The sequence below is a fragment of the Shewanella sp. 1180_01 genome (assembly GCF_052850535.1).
Genome location: NZ_VXCT01000001.1, coordinates 464,754 through 486,500, shown reverse-complemented (window position 1 = coordinate 486,500; position 21,747 = coordinate 464,754). Strand labels below are relative to the sequence as shown.

Annotated in this window: 15 protein-coding genes; 10 read left to right on the top strand and 5 right to left on the bottom strand. The window is 46.1% G+C overall.

Going from position 1 to position 21,747, the window contains the following annotated elements:
* The first annotated feature begins 248 nt into the window (after positions 1 to 248).
* A complete protein-coding gene (folD, locus tag FW758_RS02205; protein WP_011846463.1) occupies positions 249 to 1,103 on the top strand; it encodes a bifunctional methylenetetrahydrofolate dehydrogenase/methenyltetrahydrofolate cyclohydrolase FolD in 855 nt (284 codons plus the stop codon).
* Positions 1,104 to 1,301: 198 nt separating this feature from the next.
* On the opposite strand, the gene cysS is transcribed toward folD, so the two are convergent.
* On the bottom strand, positions 1,302 to 2,681 hold the full coding sequence (gene cysS / locus FW758_RS02200) for a cysteine--tRNA ligase (protein ID WP_006085363.1): 1,380 nt from the start codon (positions 2,679 to 2,681) through the stop codon (positions 1,302 to 1,304).
* A 140-nt stretch (positions 2,682 to 2,821) separates the two neighbouring features.
* Here cysS and FW758_RS02195 point away from each other — a divergent pair, with 140 nt between their 5' ends.
* Entirely contained in the window at positions 2,822 to 3,316 is a 495-nt protein-coding gene (locus FW758_RS02195) for a peptidylprolyl isomerase (RefSeq protein ID WP_106650139.1), read from the top strand.
* Positions 3,317 to 3,325: 9 nt separating this feature from the next.
* Positions 3,326 to 4,048 carry a UDP-2,3-diacylglucosamine diphosphatase gene (locus FW758_RS02190; RefSeq protein ID WP_446444520.1) on the top strand — a complete coding sequence of 241 codons (723 nt, stop codon included), beginning with the start codon at positions 3,326 to 3,328 and terminating at the stop codon, positions 4,046 to 4,048.
* 126 nt (positions 4,049 to 4,174) lie between these two features.
* On the opposite strand, the gene miaE is transcribed toward FW758_RS02190, so the two are convergent.
* Complete coding sequence (gene miaE, locus FW758_RS02185) at positions 4,175 to 4,945, bottom strand: tRNA isopentenyl-2-thiomethyl-A-37 hydroxylase MiaE (RefSeq protein WP_259560496.1); 771 nt, start codon at positions 4,943 to 4,945, stop codon at positions 4,175 to 4,177.
* A 283-nt stretch (positions 4,946 to 5,228) separates the two neighbouring features.
* Between miaE and FW758_RS02180 the strand changes: the two genes are divergently transcribed.
* Positions 5,229 to 5,825 (top strand): Yip1 family protein, encoded by a 597-nt coding sequence (locus tag FW758_RS02180; RefSeq protein ID WP_006081117.1) that lies wholly within the window; start codon positions 5,229 to 5,231, stop codon positions 5,823 to 5,825.
* Between the two features lie 182 nt (positions 5,826 to 6,007).
* On the opposite strand, the gene glnS is transcribed toward FW758_RS02180, so the two are convergent.
* The 3 genes from glnS to FW758_RS02165 all read right to left on the bottom strand — a co-directional run bounded on the left by glnS (position 6,008) and on the right by FW758_RS02165 (position 10,420).
* Complete coding sequence (gene glnS / locus FW758_RS02175) at positions 6,008 to 7,678, bottom strand: glutamine--tRNA ligase (RefSeq protein WP_446444519.1); 1,671 nt, start codon at positions 7,676 to 7,678, stop codon at positions 6,008 to 6,010.
* 215 nt (positions 7,679 to 7,893) lie between these two features.
* Positions 7,894 to 10,188: a Fe(2+) transporter permease subunit FeoB gene (gene feoB, locus FW758_RS02170; RefSeq protein WP_446444518.1), complete on the bottom strand. Its 2,295-nt coding sequence runs from the start codon at positions 10,186 to 10,188 to the stop codon at positions 7,894 to 7,896.
* Complete coding sequence (locus FW758_RS02165) at positions 10,181 to 10,420, bottom strand: FeoA family protein (protein ID WP_006081114.1); 240 nt, start codon at positions 10,418 to 10,420, stop codon at positions 10,181 to 10,183. The genes feoB and FW758_RS02165 overlap by 8 nt, the downstream gene beginning before the upstream one ends.
* Positions 10,421 to 10,855: 435 nt before the next feature.
* Between FW758_RS02165 and FW758_RS02160 the strand changes: the two genes are divergently transcribed.
* The 6 genes from FW758_RS02160 (at position 10,856) to mtrA (ending at position 21,745) form a co-directional block, all read left to right on the top strand.
* Entirely contained in the window at positions 10,856 to 11,821 is a 966-nt protein-coding gene (locus tag FW758_RS02160) for a DmsE family decaheme c-type cytochrome (RefSeq protein ID WP_310796521.1), read from the top strand.
* A 13-nt stretch (positions 11,822 to 11,834) separates the two neighbouring features.
* Entirely contained in the window at positions 11,835 to 13,985 is a 2,151-nt protein-coding gene (locus tag FW758_RS02155) for an MtrB/PioB family decaheme-associated outer membrane protein (RefSeq protein WP_446444517.1), read from the top strand.
* A gap of 35 nt (positions 13,986 to 14,020) precedes the next feature.
* Positions 14,021 to 15,940 (top strand): OmcA/MtrC family decaheme c-type cytochrome, encoded by a 1,920-nt coding sequence (locus tag FW758_RS02150; protein ID WP_446444516.1) that lies wholly within the window; start codon positions 14,021 to 14,023, stop codon positions 15,938 to 15,940.
* A gap of 248 nt (positions 15,941 to 16,188) precedes the next feature.
* Entirely contained in the window at positions 16,189 to 18,381 is a 2,193-nt protein-coding gene (locus tag FW758_RS02145; protein ID WP_063883156.1) for an OmcA/MtrC family decaheme c-type cytochrome, read from the top strand.
* Between the two features lie 341 nt (positions 18,382 to 18,722).
* Positions 18,723 to 20,675 (top strand): OmcA/MtrC family decaheme c-type cytochrome, encoded by a 1,953-nt coding sequence (locus FW758_RS02140; protein WP_446444515.1) that lies wholly within the window; start codon positions 18,723 to 18,725, stop codon positions 20,673 to 20,675.
* 68 nt (positions 20,676 to 20,743) lie between these two features.
* A complete protein-coding gene (gene mtrA / locus FW758_RS02135; RefSeq protein ID WP_006081107.1) occupies positions 20,744 to 21,745 on the top strand; it encodes a decaheme c-type cytochrome MtrA in 1,002 nt (333 codons plus the stop codon).
* Positions 21,746 to 21,747: the final 2 nt, after the last annotated feature.

Below are 21,747 nucleotides of genomic sequence, written 5' to 3'. Positions count from 1 at the left end.
CAGTGCTAGATGAACACATCTGCCTGAGAACGGAGCGCATCTTATCCCCTCACTTTAAAACCGTCAACGATTTTTTTATTGATTGACTCTAGGTGCTGAATTATCAGGCTAATCCGGTTTTTTTTATCCATTTGGCGACGGCTTTAACCATGACACAGTAGCTGTGCCCTGTTAAAATAGCCGCGATTGCCAATCTCTGTGTTAACTACTGTTTTAACCATCGCCCATATAAAGGATATCCTACACCCATGACAGCCCAAATAATCGACGGCAAGGCGATTGCTCAATCCATCCGCACTAAACTCAGCGAAAAAGTCACCGCCCGCAAAGAGGCTGGACAGCGTATTCCGGGTTTAGCCGTAGTATTAGTGGGAGCCGATCCGGCATCACAGGTTTATGTTGGAAGCAAACGTAAGGCCTGTGAGGAAGTTGGATTTATTTCTCGTTCATACGATTTAGAAACAAGTTGCAGTGAAGATGAGTTGCTGAGCCTTATTGATAGTCTGAATGATGATCCGACCATCGATGGCATTTTAGTGCAACTGCCACTACCCGCCCATATCGAAGATTCAAAAGTCATCGAACGTATTCGCCCAGATAAAGATGTCGATGGATTTCACCCGTACAACGTTGGCCGTTTAGCCCAGCGTATTCCGGTGCTGCGCTCTTGCACGCCGATGGGCATAATGACACTCATCAAATCCACCGGCGTTGATACTTATGGTTTAGATGCTGTCGTGGTTGGTGCGTCTAATATTGTCGGTCGTCCTATGACGTTAGAATTACTTTTGGCGGGTTGCACTACGACCACTTGCCACCGTTTCACTAAGAATCTTGAGCAAAAAATTCGTATCGCAGATCTCGTGGTTGTCGCAGTCGGTAAACCCGGCTTCATTCCTGGTGAGTGGATCAAGCCCGGCGCTATCGTCATTGACGTAGGCATTAACCGTTTAGATAACGGCACCTTAGTCGGCGATGTGCAATATGACGTTGCGGCGCAAAATGCCAGCTTTATCACTCCAGTCCCCGGCGGTGTTGGTCCGATGACGATTGCGAGTCTATTGGAAAACACCTTATACGCTGCCGAGCAATATCACGATTAAGTTCTAAGTTCTAAGTTCTAAGTTCTAAGTTCTAAGTTCTAAGTTCTAAGTTCTAAGTTCTAAGTTCTAAGTTCTAAGTTCTAAGTTCTAAGTTCTAAGTTCTAAGTTCTAAGTTCTGCAAGCATAAAAAACCTGCATGATGCAGGTTTTTTTATGGCTGAGGATTTCATCTAGATGAGAGAAAACAACTAACTAAGCTTATTTCTTGCGCCAAGTGGTGCCACTTGGGCCATCTTCGAGCTCAACGCCTAACTCATTCAAACGATTACGCGCCACATCCGCAGCAGCCCAGTCCTTTTCAGTACGAGCACGGTTACGTTCAACGATTAAAGCTTCGATTTCAGCCACTTCATCATCACTACCGCCGCCTTGGAAGAAAGCTTCAGGCTCTTGGCTTAATAAGCCTAAAACATCCGCTAATTGCTTCAAGGTGACTGCTAATGCCGATGCCTGTGCCATATCGGTCAGTTTTAAGCGATTGATCTCACGTACCATGTCAAACAGGACTGAATAGGCTTCAGGTGTATTAAAGTCATCATCCATCGCCGCTTTAAATTTCGCGATAAACTCTTCTGCTGGCGCTGCAGCGACAGTCAAGTCGACATCTTTAATGGCGGTATACAAACGCTCTAAAGCTGAACGAGCTTGTTTCAAGTTATCTTCTGAATAGTTCAGTTGGCTACGGTAATGGCCAGATAACAGGAAATAACGCACAGTTTCAGCATCATAGTGACCAAGTACATCGCGAATGGTAAAGAAATTGCCTAACGACTTAGACATTTTTTCACGGTCAACCATCACCATGCCAGTGTGCATCCAATAGTTCACGTATGGCGTGTCATGGGCACAGCAAGACTGGGCGATTTCGTTCTCATGGTGCGGGAACTGTAAATCAGAGCCGCCGCCATGAATATCAAAATGCAGACCTAAATGTTTGCTGTTCATGGCAGAGCATTCGATATGCCAGCCAGGACGACCCGGTCCCCATGGGGATTCCCACGTCGGTTCACCAGGTTTAGACATTTTCCACAACACAAAATCCATTGGATTTTGTTTGGTTTCGTCCACTTCTACCCGAGCACCGGCTTGCAGTTGATCTAAATTCTGACCCGATAAACGGCCGTAATCAGGATAGGAAGCCACGCTGAAAAGCACATCACCATCGCTCGCCACATAGGCATGGCCACGGGCGAGTAATAACTCAACCATGTCGATGATTTCGGCAATATGCAGGGTTGCGCGCGGTTCAAAATCGGGGCGCAACATATTTAAGGCATCGAAGTCTTGATGCATTTCACCGATCAAACGCTCGGTTAAGGCTTCACAGCTTTCGTTATTCTCGTTAGCGCGCTTGATAATTTTGTCATCAACATCGGTGATATTGCGCTGAAAATTCACTTCATAACCCGCGTAACGCAGGTAGCGCACTATCATGTCAAAGGAAACAAAAGTACGGCCATGACCAATATGACAGAGATCGTATATGGTCACACCACACACGTACATCCCGATTTTTCCGGGAGTAATCGGCTTAAATTCCTGTTTTTGGCGGGTAATACTGTTGTAAATCTTCAACATCGATATTCTCTTCAATGATACATTCAGGTGTAAAATCAAGGAGTCAGTCTATCACGGCCTGACAGGTTTTGAATACTGCACTTTGCGCGCAATCCGAGATAAGTTAGAATCGCGCCACTATTTACAGAGAGTATGAAAACATGATCACATTACACACCAATTTGGGCGACATTAAACTGCAACTGAACGCTGAAAAAGCGCCGTTAACAGTGGCAAACTTCATGAAATATGTTGACGAAGGTTTCTTCGACGGCACTATCTTCCACCGTGTGATTGACGGTTTCATGATCCAAGGTGGTGGCTTCAACGAAGACATGAGCCAAAAACGTTGTAACGAGCCAGTAAAGAACGAAGCCAATAACGGTTTATCAAACCGTACTGGTACTGTCGCTATGGCGCGTACTTCTGATCCTCATTCAGCCACTGCGCAGTTCTTCATTAACGTGAACGACAACACTTTCCTCGATTTTAAATCAGAAACCTCACAGGGCTGGGGCTACTGCGTATTCGGCGAAGTTGTTGAAGGCATGGATATTATCGAAAAAATCAAAGCAGTTAGTACAGGTAACCGTGGTATGCATCAAGATGTACCATTAGAAGCTGTAGTGATTGAAAAAGTCAGCGTTGCGGCATAATCCCTGCGAATGCGAACTTTATTTATAGGCGATCTGCACCTAAGTGCAGATCGTCTTGATATCACGCAAGCGTTCACTCGCTTCCTCGACACTGAGCTCGATGATGCCGACGCCCTCTATATCTTAGGTGATTTGTTTGAAGTCTGGGTTGGCGATGATATTGCCTTGCCTTTTGCCCTCGAACTCGCCGAAAAACTCAAGCAAGTATCGCAAAAGCTACCGGTGTATTTCATCCACGGTAACCGTGACTTTATGTTAGGCAAGCAATTTGCGCGCGCCGCAGGAATGAAAATCTTACCCGAAGTGACGTGCCTGAATTTATACGGCGTAGAGACGGTTATCTTACACGGCGACAGCTTGTGTACTTTAGATAAAGCCTACCAACGCTTTCGAAAACTGCGCAGTTTGTCACTGGCGCGTTGGCTATATGGTTGTTTATCCAAGAAAACCCGTCAGGGCATTGCCGATAAAATTCGCAGCAATAGCAAAAGTAGCAATCAGCAAAAAAGCTATACCATCATGGATGTGGAGCCCAATGCGGTCGATGCGTTATTTGCCAAGACCCACACCAAACATATGATCCACGGTCATACCCATAGACCCGCCATTCATCAACTTGCCAATGGCTGTCAACGTATTGTGGTGGGCGATTGGTATGAGCAAGGCAGTGTACTGAGTGTGAGCGCCGAAGGGATTAATATGCAGTCTTTACCCTTCGAGCAGGCAACTTAAATTAGCTTGCTTTTATTAGCCTTGTTTCAGCTTAAAGAGGCTTCATATTAACGGTTCGAGCGAACCGTTAATCGTTTTAGCTATATCGACTTAATTCATCAATTTTTAAAAAGAAGGTGCTTCAAATCAATTTGCTAGCGGCGACCCACTGTGGAAACGAAACTCTTCATCCTGCGCCAGAATCAACTCAGCCTCTATCTCACCAAAGTACTTTACGCGCTCGCTAATATCCTCAGGTGAAACCAACTGTGCTAATGAAAGATAATCTTGATAGTGGCGGGCTTCAGAGCGCAGCAGTGACACATAAAACTTACTCAGCTCACCGTCTAAATAGGGCGCCAACTTAGCAAAACGCTCACACGAACGCGCCTCAATATATGCCCCCACAATCAGCTTATCCCGCAGGATATCTTTCTCATGGGTCGTCACATAGCTCATCATGCCTTTGGCATAACGGCCTGCGCGAATATTACGATACTCAATGCTGCGTTTGTGCATCAATTCCAATACTTGCTCAAAATGATGAAACTCTTCTTTAATCAAGCGGATTAAAGGTGAAACCAAATTGGCGGCAAACTTAAAGTTTGGCTTAGGCATAAGTTCGGCCACCAGCTCATTCTTTTTCACATCGCGCGCCAGAAAGCTCACCACATCATGATCTTGCGAATAGATAAACTCTTCATAGGGTTTAGCCCACGCCAACAGAGCTCGACCACTGTCTTTATCTAACGCATATTTTCGAAGCAAAAATATCGCTGTCTGGGCTGCTTTTAACTCACAGTTACAATGATCGATAAGCAACTCATCCAAGGAATCTGATTTTATCGCGACATCAATCCAAGTTTGCGGTGTTTCACAGCGAAGAAACGCGTGGATGGGGGCAAGAAGTTGCTGCATGGACTCACTCAATATCATTCTGAATATCGCGCTATTTTACGCATATTTACTCATAAGCTATAGCATTAGGCTTCAGTAAACTTGACGCGCCGAACTTTTTGTTCAATAAATAATCTACACTCTAAAGAACTGAGATCCTGATCACACAGCTTCTCACTTCTGTATGTGTCACCAATCGGCAGTTAAAGGGACAGGACACCATTTTAACCTCGATTGTGGAGCTGTTATCAGCTCGTCTGACGTTTGGCGAGCCATTCATCAATGCTGAACAAGGATAATTATAATGATATTGAATCACTTAATGGGGCTATACACTCATCCTAAACAAGAGTGGCACACAATTGAAAAAAACCATGAGGCACTAAAAAGTAGTTTAAGTCATGTGGTACTGATCGCCTTAATCCCTGCGATTTGCAGTTATATTGCTACGGCTTATATTGGCTGGAACCCAGGCGCTGGCGATCCGATTTACCTCACACCTCAAAGCGCCATGTTTATGTCAGCTGGCATGTATTTAGGTCTGATTGCGGGCGTATTCGCCCTCGCCTATTTGGCCTATTGGATGGCAAAAACCTTCGATGCAAACCCAACCTACACCCAAGCGTTAGAACTCGCATCCTATACCGCTACGCCATTGTTCATGGTCGGTTTAGCCGCATTGTATCCAGTGCTGTGGTTTATCATGATAGTGGGATTGATTGGTTTGGCTTACTCAGTGTACTTACTGTACGCGGGTGTGCCGATCATTATGAATATCCCTGAAGAGAAAGGCTTTATCTACGCCAGTTCCATGGTGACCGCAGGTTTAGTGCTGTTAGTGGGGCTAATGGCAACCAGCGTTATCTTATGGAGCCTAGGCTTTGGTCCTATGTATCAATAACAACTCAAATTAACTGTAACCACACCAGACAATAGCTTTATCGCTGATTCATAAAATAAAAAAGAAGGCCTAAAGGCCTTCTTTTTTGGGTCTAATTAATGATCAGAATAACTTAGCTTAATTCAACTTAGCTTCGTTGAGTTGAACTGTTTGACTCATTCCATCAAACGCATTCTATCAAATCATTCGAAAGAATCACGCAGCGCTACGGTTAAGTTAAACACGTGTTTATCAGCTGATGAATCTTTGCTGTCAGCACAGAAATAACCTTCACGCTCAAACTGATAAGCTTTTTCTGCTGGTGCATTTACTAGGCTTGCTTCAGCAAAACCGTGCACAACCACTAATGATTCAGGGTTTAATACTTCGTCCACAGTCTCAGCCGCTGCTGGGTTAGGATCGGTAAATAAACGCTGATAGAGACGGAACTCAGCAGGTTTAGCAGTAGATGCCTCAACCCAATGAATCACGCCTTTGACTTTACGGCCATCAGCAGGATTTTTACCCAGAGTTTCAGGATCATAAGTGCAGTAAACCGTCGTGATATTGCCTTCGCTGTCTTTGTCACAACGCTCAGCTTTAATTACATAGGCATTACGTAAACGCACTTCCTTACCTGTCACAAGGCGTTTGTATTGCTTGTTGGCTTCTTCTCTAAAGTCAGCCACATCAATCAATATTTCACGGCCAAAGGCTAATTCACGCGTCCCCATGCTCTCATCATTTGGATGAGCGGCCGCTTGAATGTACTCAAGTTCACCTTCAGCATAGTTTTCGATGATCACTTTCAATGGACGTAATACAGCCATCGCACGCGGTGCATGTTCGTTCAATTCTTCACGAATACACGCATCTAACATGCCGACTTCAATCATATTCTCTTGCTTAGTCACGCCGATACGTTGGCAGAACTCGCGAATTGACGCAGGCGTGTAACCACGGCGACGTAAGCCAGCAATCGTTGGCATACGTGGGTCGTCCCAACCTGACACTAATTTGCGAGTCACAAGGTCGTTTAGCTTGCGCTTAGACATCAAGGTATATTCAAGATTTAAGCGTGAAAACTCGTATTGACGAGTACGATTCGGCGCTTGAAAATCATTCAAATTATCCAACACCCAGTCGTATAAACGACGGTTGTCTTGGAACTCTAAAGTACATAAAGAGTGGGTAATATGTTCTAACGCATCAGAAATACAGTGGGTAAAGTCGTACATTGGGTAAATGCACCACTTGTCACCCGTTTGGTGGTGATGGGCAAAACGAATACGGTAGATGATAGGATCGCGCATACACATGAATGGCGACGCCATATCAATTTTGGCACGCAGCGCACACTCACCTTCTTTAAAACCACCGTCGCGCATCTTAGCGAATAAGGCGAGGTTCTCTTCGACTGATGTGTCGCGGAAAGGACTGTTTTTACCTGGCTCTTTTAACGTGCCACGGTATTCGCGGGTTTCATCAGCATTCAAGAAACACACATAGGCCAAACCTTTATTGATCAGTTCAACCGCATATTGGTGTAACTGATCAAAATAGTTTGATGAATAGCGCACGTCGCCATCCCACTGGAATCCAAGCCAACGCACATCCGCCTGAATAGAATTCACATAATCAATGTCTTCTTTTTCAGGATTTGTATCGTCAAAACGTAAATTACACAGACCGTTATAGTCTCGCGCTATCCCAAAATTTAAGCAGATAGATTTAGCATGACCAATATGAAGATAGCCATTCGGTTCCGGCGGGAAACGAGTCTGTACACTCGTGTGCTTACCGCTTTGTAAATCTTCATCTATGATATTACGAATAAAGTTACTCGGACGTACTTCAGTGTCCACATGACTCATGGAATTCCTCTTTGCGAACAATGGCAATTTTAAGAAAACCAGCATGATCCTACAGATCACTACTAGTTACAATGCCTAGTGCTAAAAACTATGGTTTTTGACCGGCTGGGTTATAGCCGCGATAGTAAAGCAATAAAAGCAGCCATGAAAGCTGCTTTTATCTTTGACCTAACTAAGCTGACATTTATTACTCAGTCATGCTGACTCAGTAAATCTTACTCGGTAATGATGCGGATCCCCGGAATGATCTGCTGGGTTCTTCTGCCCTTACGTTTCAGCCATTGATAAAAGGCCACTAACGCAAAGAGGAAGAAACCAATCCACAGACTCGATTGCACAGGATGCTGCGTAAAGGTTGCCGCTTGATAGACCACCGTCGCTGAGCCATAGGCCAGTGAGAAAGTCCACGTTGCCGCAAATGTCGCCCAACGGGAGCCAAACTCATGCACTAAAGCGCCCATCGCCGCAACACAAGGGGTATACAGCAAGATAAACAGCAAGTAAGAAAACGCCGCAATTTTGCCACTGAAACCGGCTTGCAGGGCACCGAAGGTCGATGTCGCCACGCCTTGCTCTTCCGCTATCGCTTCTTGATTGGTCAAATCACCAACAGACAGTTTTAGCGGATCTTCAAGATCTAACCCAAACAAGTTTGCAGGAATCGTCGCTAGAGCCGCATTAAAGCTTTCACTCAAGGGTGTCAGCTCTTCATCAGCGGGCGCTGCACTGCTGTACAAGCTGTTTAAGGTACCGACCACGGCTTCTTTGGCAAAAATACCTGTGATAATACCAACAGTTGCTGGCCAGTTATCCTGTTCTATACCCATAGGTGAGAAGATAGGCGTGATTTTTTGGCTCGCAACACTCAACAAAGATGCTTGGCTGTCTTCATGGCCGAAAGTGCCATCAACACCAATAGCATTGATAAAGTTTAATAGCGTCACCACCAGCACAATGGTTTTACCCGCACCTAAAATAAAGCTCTTAGTGCGTTTACCTGTACGTACCATTACGGCTTTGAGTTTTGGCATTTCATAGCTTGGCAGTTCCATCACCACAGCGCTGCTGGTACCGGGTAACAGCGTGCTTCTGAGTAATAAACCCGTACCGATAGCGGCAAAGATACCAATAACGTAAAGCAAAAACACTAAATTCTGCCCAGAATCGGGGAAGAAAGCCGCAGCAAATAACGCATATACTGGCAGACGTGCACCGCAAGACATAAATGGCGCCATCATACCCGTGACAATACGCTCACGTTCACTGCCTAAGGTCCGCGTCGCCATAATCGCCGGCACAGAACAACCAAAGCCAACAATCATAGGTACGAAAGCTTTACCGGGCAGACCGATGCGGCGCATTAAACCATCGACCACAAATGCGGCGCGCGCCATATAGCCAGAGCTTTCAAGCACAGACAAACCAAGGAATAAAGCAGCGATCACCGGAATAAACGTAGTGACGGTTTGAATACCTTGGCCAACCCCACCCGCGAGGATAGTAACTAACCAAGCCGGAGAGCCCATGTTCGTCAAGAATGCGCCAAAGTGATCGACAAACAGCGCGCCCGCAAAGACATCGAAGAAATCGATAAAAGCACTGCCAATGTTGATGCTGAACATAAACATCAAATACATCACAAACAAGAACACAGGAATGCCAAGCATGGGATGCAATACGAGTTTATCTAATTTGTCACTGAGGGTGAGAAATCCCGACTCTTTCACTGAACCTTGAAACACTTTCTCAACGAAATTAAAGCGCGTGGTAGCCACCATCACTTCAATATCATGGCCTTGCGAAGAGATAATCTGGGTACAGGTATTCACTTCATCCTGCAGATCAGAATTCTGACAGCTGCCACAACCTGAACCATTGCCTAACATAGCCAAGGCACGGCCACGGCTTAATTGCGCGTCTTTGCTACAAAGTAACTGCACGCCCGCTTCAATTTGTTCATCATAATGCAGCATTAATGGCGCTTCAGAGACTCGGCCTTGCAGTAAATCGAGTACCTGCGCTTGCACTTTTTCCACATCGGCAGGATCGCGAGAGCACACACCAATCACGGGGCAGCCCAGCTCTTTGCTCATTTTCTTTAAATCGACTTTGATACCGCGTTTGACTGCCGAATCGATTTTGTTCAACACCACCACCATAGGGATCGCGAGTTCACGCAATTGGGCAGTGAGGTATAAGTGACGTTCGATGTTAGTGGCATCGACTAAATTGATAATGCCATCGACGCGTTGCTCGGCGAGATATTGCTGCGCAATTTGCTCATCGAGTGAACAATCGCAACTATTGCCCGCAGGCAGAAGATCGTAAATACCGGGTAAATCGGTCAGATAGACATCGGCACCGTTTAAGGTGAAATGACCAGTCTTTTTCTCGACCGTCACACCAGACCAGTTACCGACTTGTTGATTCGCGCCGGTTAGCGCGTTAAAGAGCGTCGATTTACCCGCGTTCGGGTTACCGACTGTGACGCAATGAAACTGCTTAGTCATTCGCCTTTTCCACCTCAATGATGTCTGCCAAATCTCTGCGCATACAAAGTTTACTACCACGAATATCCAGTTCGAGACCAGAGCCCATAGGTGCGTATCGGATCAATGAAAAACGCGTATTCGGCGTGATCCCCATGGACAACAACTTACGCTTCACGGTTTGTGGTAACGCTAAACGTCCCACTTCAGAAATAATACCGCGATCACCCGGACTGAGTTCGCTTAACTTCATTACGTATTCCACCTTGCAACAGGTTCAGCTCGAAAAACTGCGCCCATTGTAACTGAGCGATGACCCTAATAACTTTACCTAGATCAAGATTTTTGACTGGTAACGATAATAGTTTTCAATTGTGTTGGGTATTATGTGACAAAAATACCAATGAATAAACGGCCAACTGAAAATAAAAATTCACGCCCAAGTGCCCAAGACGGTTATGCGATCGACAGAAGTCAAAAAGCTGTGAACAAATCCCCTACCGAAGCAAACGTGATCAAGGTCACGCTTCCTCTATATCACCAGTAAAATCATCCATCTTTACAGTGAAAAGACCAATGAATGTTAAGCACCTGTCATACATTTGTTCTAATATTAACCAAGCTTGATAAGCTAAATTAGTAATATCGAAAGCGTAAAAATAACAAATATAAATGCACTCGGGAAAAGATGAACATGGAAATAAGGTTAAAGTTCAAAAGCATAGCTAAGGCTATGCTATGTATTTTGTTATCAATCGTCAGTATTTCGGCCTCGGCGACGCCTTGGGATGACAAAAAACCAGAGGACGTTGTCGCGACATTAGACAAAAAATTCGCCGAAGGTAAGTATTCCGCCAAAGGGGCTGACACTTGCCTGATGTGTCACAAAAAAAGTGCCGTGGTCATGGCGATATTTGATGGGGTTCATGGCAACCCCAATGTGAAAGATTCGCCCATGGCCGATTTGCAGTGTGAAGCCTGCCACGGTCCGTTAGGGAATCATAACAAAGGTGGCAAAGAGCCAATGATCACCTTTGGTGCAAATTCTCCTGTTACCGCGCAAAAGCAAAACAGTGTTTGTATGAGCTGCCACAATGACAGTCAACGCATTGCGTGGAAAGGCAATCACCACGATAACGCCGATGTTGCCTGCGCAAGTTGCCATCAAGTTCATACCGCCAAAGATCCTATCAGCGATAAAGCCAATGAAGTCGCCATTTGTACCCAGTGCCATACCCAACAAAAAGCTGATATGCACAAACGCTCAGCCCATCCATTACAGTGGCAACAAATGGTGTGCAGTGACTGCCATAATCCCCACGGCAGTTTGAACGATTCAAGCTTGAAGCAAATGAGCGTCAACGAAAATTGCTATAGCTGCCACGCAGAAAAACGCGGCCCTAAACTGTGGGAACATGCCCCCGTCACCGACAACTGTGCTAATTGCCACAACCCCCATGGCAGCGTGAACGAAGCCATGCTGATCAGTAAGCCGCCGCAGCTTTGTCAACAATGCCACGCCTCGGATGGTCATAGCAGCAATGCCTACTTTGGCAATCAAACCAATGCCTTCACTTCAGGTAACTCCTGTATGAATTGCCACGGGCAAGTGCATGGTTCTAACCATCCTTCTGGCAAATTGCTACAGAGATAACAAGGGAATGATCATGCGAACAGCTAAATTATCTCACCCTAGTGCTTGTTTCTCCCTCACTTTACTCGCATGGGCGATAAGCGGTGTTTTGACTCAAGCACATGCCGAAGGTTATGAGCTAAAACAGGCGAATCGAAGTGGCATTAAGACAGAGGCATGGAGCTGCAAACAATGCCAACCTAAGACAGGGCATAGTGGTAATGTCAGTGCCACTCTCGCTTATAACGATGGCGAGGACAGCCGTTTCGGTAACCGCACTGGGACAGATAACGATGGTCTCGTTGCCACCGTCGATGCGGGTATGGTGTACAAAACACAGTCGGGTTATCAAACTCAGCTGGTCGCGGATAAGTTAGGCTTTGATGCGGGCTCAACCAAGCTCACAACAGGAAGGCCGGGGAACTATCAAATCAACTTAGGTTATAGAGGCTTAGCGAGCTATAACCATAATCAACTCAAAAGCCCTTATACCTCAGTGCAAGATAAGATGTTGTTGCCCGATAACTGGATAACAGGTGGCACAACACAATCTATGCCTATGCTACAGAGCAGCCTTGTTGGCCAAGATATAAGTATTCAACGTGACCGCTTTATGATCGGTGGTTACTATGCCGGAAAAATATCACCCGAAAACGACCATTCCAGTCACTACAAAGCCTCATTAAACTATCAACATGAAGACCGCAGCGGCGCCAAAAAGACCAGCGCCAATATACTCACCAATAGCGTCATGCTCGCCCAACCTATTGATGACAGTACCGATGAAATCGATGCCAGAGTCTATTTTAATGGCACTGGCTGGCAAGCTGGCATCAATAGCCAAGTCAGCCAATATAAAAATGATCACCAAGCCATGCAATGGCAATCCGCCTACACGCCCACCTTTGGCGCGGCATACTTAGGCCAAAATGCAGTCGACCCCGATAGTAAAGCCTATCGCGTTGCCGCAGAAGCCTCAGGGGGAGCGAATGGGCAGAATGTGCTAATACACGCAGGCTTTAGCCGTATGACCCAAGATGACGCCTTTATTCCAGCCACCATCAATGGCCCATCACCTATCCTACCTGCAGATACCTTAGATGGCCAAGTGGATATTATTGAAATGGTCCTTAAATATTCGGGCCGGATCACCCAAGACTTAAGCGTACAGGCTAGCTACAACTATCAAGACAGAGATAACAAAACGGCCAAATTAGCCTTCCCACAAATCATCACCGACAGTATTAACCAAGGCACTGCTCAAAATAGCCTTTATGATAAGCGAACCAAAAAACTCGAACTAAAAGGCAAATACCGTTTCACCTCAGCCTCCTACGTCGAAGCGGGCTATAGCCGCAACGAAAACGATTACACTGAACTCGACCGCCAATCCGTCGACGAGTCCGGCGTGTTTACCAAACTGAGCTATCGCTATTCCCCTGCTTGGTCAGCATGGTTGAAAGGAGAAGCACTAGAGAGAGATGGCAGTGAATACGATCCCGTCACGACCACTCAAAGTCAAAGCAATCCTTGGCTACGTAAATCCTACCTTGCCGACAGAAAAAGACAAAAAGTCACCTTACACACTGATTATCAAACTGATATGGGCCTCTCGCTGGGCGCCAGCTTGCACAGTGTCGATGACGATTATCACCATACCCAAGTGGGTCTCACTCAAGTGTCCTACCTAGGTTATGACGTATCGGCCCAATATGCGCTGAGTAACGATCTGCATTTCACCGCCTTTGTTAACCAAGATTGGCGCGACTCAGATCAAGCGGGCAGTAACCGCTTTTCAACGCCCGATTGGTACAGCACTGCCGAAGAAAAATCGACTCTAATTGGGGCTGGTTTCAGTTATCAAAACCTGTTCGATAATCACCTCGACATTGGCTTGGACTACAGCTATTCCGATGGACAGAGTGATACCGAAGTCATCTACGGCATCACCAGTCCCTATGGCGACTTTTACGCCCGCAAACACAATCTGAATGCCTACGCCAAGTATAAGTTTGCCGACAGTATGTCGCTGCGCGTCGATTGGTTATTTGAGAAATATCAAGATGCTAACAGGCAAAACCAAGGCACAAATTGGGACACGATTCCCAACGTACTCAGTTTTGGTGATATGGGCCACGACTACAACGCTCACTATTTAGGCTTGACCTTAAGCTACCAAATGTAACTTAGGCACTGACAGCGCATTCCAAGGATAGAAATATGAACAAGTTTGCAAAAATGAGCACTCAATTCAGTCTGATGCTGGCCTTAGTCTCGCTATTAAGCGCCTGTGGCGGTGATAGGGGCCAAGATGGTAATCCCGGTGAACCCGCAAAACCGCCCGCATTAATCATCACTAGCCTAAAGGTCATGGTCGATAAAGTCGCGATAACAGATGGCATTGCTCAAGTGGATTTTCAAGTGAGCAATCAAGATGATGAAGCCGTCATTGGTGTCCCATCGGCGACGTTTATTGCAGCGCAGCTTCTTCCCCAAGGTTATACAGGCGCGGGAAATAGCAGTGAATGGCAACATTTTACCGCTGAAACCTGTGCGGCAACTTGCCCAGGCAGTCTCACAGATCATAAAAACGGTCACTACAGTTACACCTTCAGCGCCACGTTTAATGGCATGAATGGGGTGACGTTTATGCCAGAAGCGACCCAAAGAATGGTGGTCAAAATCGGCGGCGATAAACTTGCCGATAACACGCCCTTGCCTATTACCAATCAACATTATGACTGGCAATCTTCTGCGGATAATGTCGCTTACACCCGCAACTTAGTCACAATAGAAACCTGTAATAGTTGCCACAGTAATCTTGCTTTCCATGGTAGTAAATATAATCAAATCGAAACCTGCGTCACCTGTCATAACAGCAAAAAAGTCAGTAATCCTGCGGATATTTTCCCGCAAATGATCCACAGCAAGCATTTAACTGGTTTCCCGCAACCCATCAGTGATTGCCAAACCTGTCATGTCGATAAGGCTGAGTTAGCTGAGCAGCAAAACTGGCATAGAGTCCCAACCATGCAAGCCTGCGGCGCCTGTCATACACAAATCAATTTTCCCGCAGGCGAAGGACACCCTGCGCAGGCTGATAACAGTAACTGCGTGGCGTGCCATAATGCCGACTGGACCGCAAGCGTTCACAGTGATGAAGACAAAACAGCGGCACTGATGCAATTTAGTCCTAGTATCACCAGCGCCAGTATGGATGCCAATGGTACAGCCACTGTTGCGGTTAAATTGATGAACCCAGCTACAGGCTCCGTCTACAGCGACAGTGCCGATAAGCTAAAATTCATCAATGATTTAAGGGTCTATGCCAACTGGGGAACCAGTTTTGATTATGCCACCCGCTCTGCCCGTTCGATTAAGCTGCCGGAATCCACCCCAGTGTCAGGCTCAAATGGCATTTATACCTATACGATTTCGGGTCTTACTGTGCCTGCAGGCACTGAATCGGATAATGGCGGACTCGCGATTCAAGGCCGAGTCTGCGCCAAAGACAAAGTACTCGTTGATTGCACGACTGAACTGGCGGAAGTGTTAGTGATTAAAGCCAGCCACAGTTATTTTGATATGGCAGCATTAAGCAGTACGGGTCGCCGCACTGTTGTCAGTAATGCAAGCTGCGGTAATTGCCATGGCGATCAAAAGCTTAATATCCACGGCTCACGCAACGATCTCGGTGGTCAATGTCAGCTATGTCATAACGCCAATATGCTGGCTGATGCGACGGCGGCAAATCCTTCCACCACGTCGTTTGACTTTAAGCAGCTGATCCACGGTATTCACACCAGCCAATTCGCAGGTTTTGAAAACCTAAACTACCCAGGGAAAATCGGTAACTGTGCCCAATGTCATGTTAACGATACCGCGGGGATATCTACCGTCGCCCTTCCCTTAAATTCAGCGGTACAACCCCTTGCCCTCGATAACGGCACTTTTACCAGCCCGATTGCCGCTGTGTGTAGCAACTGCCATTCAGATACCCGCACTCATAACCACATGGCTCAGCAAGGTGCTGTTTTTGCAGGCACAAAAGCCGATGCAACCGCAGGAACTGAAACCTGTGCTTTCTGTCATGGACAAGGCGGAGTCGCGGACGTGTTAAAAGTGCATCCCATAAACTAAGCCTATGATGCTGGCCTAAAAAGGCCAGCAACTGCAGATATAAAAGGAACTCATACTATGCAGTCATCTACTCCTAAAGAAATAGTCAGATCTCAGTCACATTACCCACCTAAAGTGACTGATTAATACCAGTGACTTAGTTAGCCTTACAGATGGAAAACTAATTCCACACATCTTATGCTGGTAATGAGATTTATTCTTATCTACCAAGCGTTTGATGATGATTACAACTATTGCAGGGAAATATCATGATGAAACGGTTCAATTTCAATGCCGCAACAAAAGCGATGTTGGGTGCCGGTTTACTCTCTCTACTACTCGCCGGTTGCGGTGGTAGTGACGGTAAAGATGGTGAAGACGGTAAACCGGGTGTTGTTGGTGTTAATATCGATACAACTCCTACACTGAAAGCAAGTTTCACTAATGCCACTATCGATGCAGGTAAGGTTACAGTCGATTTCACATTAGAAAATGCGAATGGCGTAGCAGTACTAGGCTTAAATAAAGATCACGACATACGTTTTGGTATTGCACAGCTTAGCCACGTTACAGTAGCAACTGAGGATCCAGCAAAACCCGCTGACCGCGGTTACCAATGGCAAGCTTATATCAATGCCAAAAAAGAGCCTGGCACAGTGCCTTCTGGCGTGGATAACCTCAATCCATCAGCTCAATATCAAGCCAACGTTGAAGCCGCTGCCAAGTGTGATACCTGTTTAGTGGATCATGGTGATGGTAACTACAGCTATACCTATCAAGCCAATATCGCCAATGTCACTGAACCCTTAGCGATTACCTACAGTGCTGAAGCGACTCAACGGGCAACATTAGAACTTGAATTACCACAGCTTGCTGCCAACGCCCATTTTGATTGGCAGCCTTCTACAGGCAAAACTGAAGGTATTCAAACACGCAACGTTGTTTCAATAACAGCCTGTTATACCTGTCACCAACCAGAAAGTTTAGAGCTACACGGTGGCCGTAGAGTTGATATTGAGAACTGTGCATCTTGTCATACGGCAACTTCTGGCGATCCTGAGTCAGGTAATAGCATTGAATTTACATACATGATCCATGCTATCCACAAAGGTGGCGAACGTCATACCTTTGATGAGACAGGCGCTGAAGTACCAGCACCTTACAAGATTGTCGGTTATGGCGGTAAAGTGATTGACTACGGCAAGGTCGGTTTCCCATTAAAACCTGCAGCGGATTGCGCAGCCTGTCACGTTGAAGGAGCGGGTGCACCAGCTAATGCCGATTTATTTAAAGCCGACTTAAGCAATCAAGCCTGTATTGGTTGCCACACAGAAAAACCGTCTGCTCACCACAGCAGCAGTGATTGTGTCGCTTGTCATAATGCAACTGAACCATACAATGGCACAGGTAGTGCAGCTAAACGTCATGGTGATGTGCTGAAAGCTTACACAGAAACTAAAGCCATGGGCATTAAGTTCACTAATGTCGGCGTGAATGACACGGGCAAAATCACTTTTGATGTCCAAGTTGTTGACAAAGATGGCAATGCCATTGATAAAGCCTTCGTAAATCAAAGCTCACGCGTTGTCGTAGCATGGGATTCTGATAAAGATTACCCAAGCTATGCTGATGCCTCTTATAGTAATCGTCGTATCGCTTTAAGTGAAGGTACCTATAATGAAGCGAATAAAACCTACTCATTAACAGGCACTAAGTTCAGTTTACCCGCTGATGCAAATGGTAAAACATTCGAGCTGTGGTCAACATTAGAAGTGTGCTTCAACAATGGCGGTTATGGCGTTGCTGACATAGTCATGACAGATTGCTCTGCTGACAGTGTAAGTAAAGTCGCGGTTAAACAAGCCCCATATCATTTCGTTTGGAAAGATACGGGAGTGGACAACACTGCCAAGGCAGCGACACGTCGCGACATTATTGATGCAACTAAGTGTCAAGGTTGTCACAATCAAGAAATCCACCACTATGACAACGGTGTAAATTGCCAAACTTGTCATACTTCGGATAAAACCTTGAAAAGTGATGCCAACTATCCTGGCGGTAAGATCCCAACTAGCTTCGCGTGGAAAGCTCACGAACGTGAAGGGCATTACCTGAAATATGCGGGTGTACAATCAGGCACTGTGCTAAAAACCGATTGTGCGACATGCCATACGGTTGATAAAGCAAACGTCATTACAGGTATTACCTTAGGACGTCAGCCTAATCGCACATGGCGCTACGGTGATATCAATAATAACGGTGCCGATATTTGGGTATCTTCAGATGCGGGTGCGTGTTTAAGCTGTCACCAAAAATATCTGAGTGATGCGACAAAATCTCACATTGAGACTAACGGTGGTATTTTAAATGGCAGCAGTGCAGCCGATGTGCAAACTCGTGCATCAGAAAGCTGTGCAACTTGTCATACCCCAGCTCAATTAAGTAAAGTTCACGGTAATTAAGCAGATATAACGCTCTCATTCAGAGCAATGTTTTATCGTTACTAAAGAGAGAGGTTTTTACCTCTCTCTTTATATTCTTGCCATTTAAAAATCCGCTGTTTTTTTGATCTGAAATCGTTTTTACCTCTCGCTTTAAATACCTCTTTAGAAATAGAAAGATCCAAGTCACACATTAGCAAAGGCCTTGGAGATTTTAAGGTCATGTTAGGTTAGCCTTTCCTTGGGGAATTCTATTTCCAGCATCCACTTAAGTCGCTTCTAGTGACCAAAAACACAGACATAGAATCTGTTGGCTCTAGAACACAGCGTTTAAGCAATGCCAAACCTATGCAGGGAAAAAAATGATGAACGCACAAACAACTAAAATCGCACTGCTGTTAGCAGCAAGTGCAGTCACTATGGCCTTAGCTGGCTGTGGTGGCAGCGATGGTAATGATGGTAATCCCGGTGAACCTGGTGGCGAACCTGCTCCAGCGATTCAAACCCTTAATTTCACGTTTGATAAATCTGTCGTCACTAACGGTGTACCGAGTGTTGAATTTACCGTGACTAACGAAGATGATTTACCTGTCGTTGGTCTCCAAAAAATGCGCTTCGCCGCAGCACAGTTGATCCCGAAAGGGGCGACAGGTGCCGGTAATGCCTCACAATGGCAATACTTTGGTGATGAAACCTGTGATGTGGCAGCAACATGCCCAGGGACCTTTGTTGACAAGAAAAACGGTCACTACAGCTATACCTTCAACATGAACTTGACCGCTAACGCTAAAATCACCTACAACGATCAGTTAGCTCAACGGGTATTAATCCGCGCTTATAACACGCCGTTACCCGATGGTACTCAAGTCCCTAACAGTAACGCCTTTGTCGACTTTACGGCCGACACCGGTGCTGCAGCGACATACAGCCGCAAAATTGTTGCCACTGAAAGCTGTAATACCTGTCACCAAGATTTAGCCAATGTGAAACACGGCGGCGCGTACTCAGATGTTAACTACTGTGCAACTTGCCACACAGCTGGCAAAGTTGGCGTAGGTAAAGAGTTCAATGTTCTCGTTCACGCTAAACACAAAGACCTGACTTTAGGTTCATTGGAAAGCTGCCAAAGCTGTCATGCTGCAAACGATGCCGCGCCAGATTGGGGTAATTGGTCACGTATTCCAACTGCCGCTACCTGTGGAAGCTGTCATAGCACAGTGGACTTCGCCGCAGGTAAAGGCCATTCACAACAGCTAGATAACTCTAACTGTATCGCCTGTCATAACAGCGACTGGACTGCCGAGCTACACACAGGCAAGACTGCTGACAAGAAAGCCGTTATCGCTCAGTTAGGTATACAAGCAACACTCGTGGGTCAAACTGATGATACTGCGGTATTAACCGTCTCTATCTTAGACAAAGACGGTAACGCGATTGATGCGGCAACGGTCCAAGACAAGATTAAACGTTTAGAAACTGTCACTAACGTTGGCCCTAACTTCCCAATTATGGGTTACAACAAGAGCCCTGGTAGTGGTGCTGCGAAAATTGCTAAAGACTTAGTCAAAGATGGCGCACTGCAAGATGGCGTGACCTTAGTTGACGGCAAACTGGTTTTCACTACACCTGCCCTGCCTTTCGGTACTGGCGATACAGATACGGCCTTTACTTTTATCGGTCTGGAAATGTGTAGCACAGGTACTAGCTTAACGGCATGTACCGTTGATAGCGCAACCACCAGTATGAAAGCAGAGCTCGCCTTTGGTACTAAATCAGGCAACACCCCAAGCATGCGCCATGTTAACTCAGTTAACTTCAGCACCTGTCAAGGCTGTCACAGCGATACCTTTGAAATCCACAAAGGCCACCATTCAGGTTTTGTGATGACAGAGCAAGTATCACACGCAAAAGATGCGAACGGTAAAGCGATCGTCGGTGTTGATGCTTGTGTCGCGTGTCATACACCTGATGGTACTTATGCCTCTGGTGCTAACAAAGGCGCATTCGAGATGAAACTGCACGTGATCCACGGCGAGCAAGGTGTCATCAAAGAATGTACCCAATGTCACAACGATTTCAACCTAGATGCATTCAAAGTGAAAGGCGCGCTGGCAACATCAGCAGGTAAATACACCACGCCAATCACAGCCACTTGTACTTCATGCCACGCGCCAGAATCCATTGGCCACGGCTTAGAAAACATGGGCGCGATTGTGAACGGTGATTATGTTCAAGCTAACCAAGCGGCGCAGTCAGAAACCTGTTTCTACTGTCACAAACCCACACCAACAGATCACACTCAGGTGAAAATGTAATTTGCCCAAGCAGGGGGAGCTCGCTCCCCCTTTCTTGAATTTTGTTGGGACAAATTGGGAAGCCTATTATGAAGAACAGCCTAAAAATGAAAAACCTACTGCCGGCACTTGTCATCACCATGGCCATGTCAGCAGTCATGTCTTTATGCATCGCACCAAACGCTTATGCGTCGAAGTGGGATGCGAAAATGACGCCAGAGCAAGTCGAAGCCACCTTAGATAAGAAGTTTGCCGAAGGCAACTACTCCCCTAAAGGTGCAGATTCTTGTTTGATGTGCCATAAAAAATCTGAAAAAGTGATGGACCTGTTCAAAGGTGTTCACGGCGCCATTGATTCATCAAAAAGCCCAATGGCTGGCCTGCAATGTGAAGCCTGTCATGGTCCTTTAGGTCAACACAATAAAGGCGGCAATGAGCCGATGATCACTTTCGGTAAGCAATCGACCTTAAGTGCTGAAAAACAAAACAGTGTCTGTATGAGCTGTCACCAAGATGATAAACGTGTGTCTTGGAACGGCAGTCACCATGACAATGCCGATGTCGCTTGTGCCTCTTGCCACCAAGTACATGTGGCAAAAGATCCTGTGTTATCAAAAAACACTGAAATGGAAGTCTGTACTAGCTGCCACACTAAGCAAAAAGCAGACATGAACAAACGCTCAAGCCACCCATTAAAATGGGCTCAAATGACCTGTAGCGATTGTCATAATCCCCATGGGAGCATGACAGATTCCGATCTGAACAAGCCGAGCATTAACGAAACCTGTTACTCCTGCCACGCCGAAAAACGCGGCCCCAAACTGTGGGAACATGCCCCCGTCACTGAGAACTGTGTCACTTGCCACAATCCTCACGGCAGCGTAAATGATGCCATGTTGAAAACCCGCGCACCGCAGCTGTGTCAGCAATGTCACGCCAGCGATGGCCATGCCAGCAATGCTTACTTAGGTAACACTGGTTTAGGTTCAAACGTCGGTGACAATGCCTTCACGGGTGGAAGAAGCTGTTTAAATTGCCACAGTCAGGTTCATGGTTCAAACCATCCATCTGGCAAGCTATTACAGCGCTAAGG

What these genes read in the sequence shown, in the direction of transcription:
- folD (WP_011846463.1), top strand. Translation starts at nt 249, where the DNA reads ATGACAGCCCAAATAATCGACGGCAAGGCGATTGCTCAATCCATCCGC.
- cysS (WP_006085363.1), bottom strand. Translation starts at nt 2,681, where the DNA reads ATGTTGAAGATTTACAACAGTATTACCCGCCAAAAACAGGAATTTAAG.
- FW758_RS02195 (WP_106650139.1), top strand. Translation starts at nt 2,822, where the DNA reads ATGATCACATTACACACCAATTTGGGCGACATTAAACTGCAACTGAAC.
- FW758_RS02190 (WP_446444520.1), top strand. Translation starts at nt 3,326, where the DNA reads ATGCGAACTTTATTTATAGGCGATCTGCACCTAAGTGCAGATCGTCTT.
- miaE (WP_259560496.1), bottom strand. Translation starts at nt 4,945, where the DNA reads ATGCAGCAACTTCTTGCCCCCATCCACGCGTTTCTTCGCTGTGAAACA.
- FW758_RS02180 (WP_006081117.1), top strand. Translation starts at nt 5,229, where the DNA reads ATGATATTGAATCACTTAATGGGGCTATACACTCATCCTAAACAAGAG.
- glnS (WP_446444519.1), bottom strand. Translation starts at nt 7,678, where the DNA reads ATGAGTCATGTGGACACTGAAGTACGTCCGAGTAACTTTATTCGTAAT.
- feoB (WP_446444518.1), bottom strand. Translation starts at nt 10,188, where the DNA reads ATGACTAAGCAGTTTCATTGCGTCACAGTCGGTAACCCGAACGCGGGT.
- FW758_RS02165 (WP_006081114.1), bottom strand. Translation starts at nt 10,420, where the DNA reads ATGAAGTTAAGCGAACTCAGTCCGGGTGATCGCGGTATTATTTCTGAA.
- FW758_RS02160 (WP_310796521.1), top strand. Translation starts at nt 10,856, where the DNA reads ATGAACATGGAAATAAGGTTAAAGTTCAAAAGCATAGCTAAGGCTATG.
- FW758_RS02155 (WP_446444517.1), top strand. Translation starts at nt 11,835, where the DNA reads ATGCGAACAGCTAAATTATCTCACCCTAGTGCTTGTTTCTCCCTCACT.
- FW758_RS02150 (WP_446444516.1), top strand. Translation starts at nt 14,021, where the DNA reads ATGAACAAGTTTGCAAAAATGAGCACTCAATTCAGTCTGATGCTGGCC.
- FW758_RS02145 (WP_063883156.1), top strand. Translation starts at nt 16,189, where the DNA reads ATGATGAAACGGTTCAATTTCAATGCCGCAACAAAAGCGATGTTGGGT.
- FW758_RS02140 (WP_446444515.1), top strand. Translation starts at nt 18,723, where the DNA reads ATGATGAACGCACAAACAACTAAAATCGCACTGCTGTTAGCAGCAAGT.
- mtrA (WP_006081107.1), top strand. Translation starts at nt 20,744, where the DNA reads ATGAAGAACAGCCTAAAAATGAAAAACCTACTGCCGGCACTTGTCATC.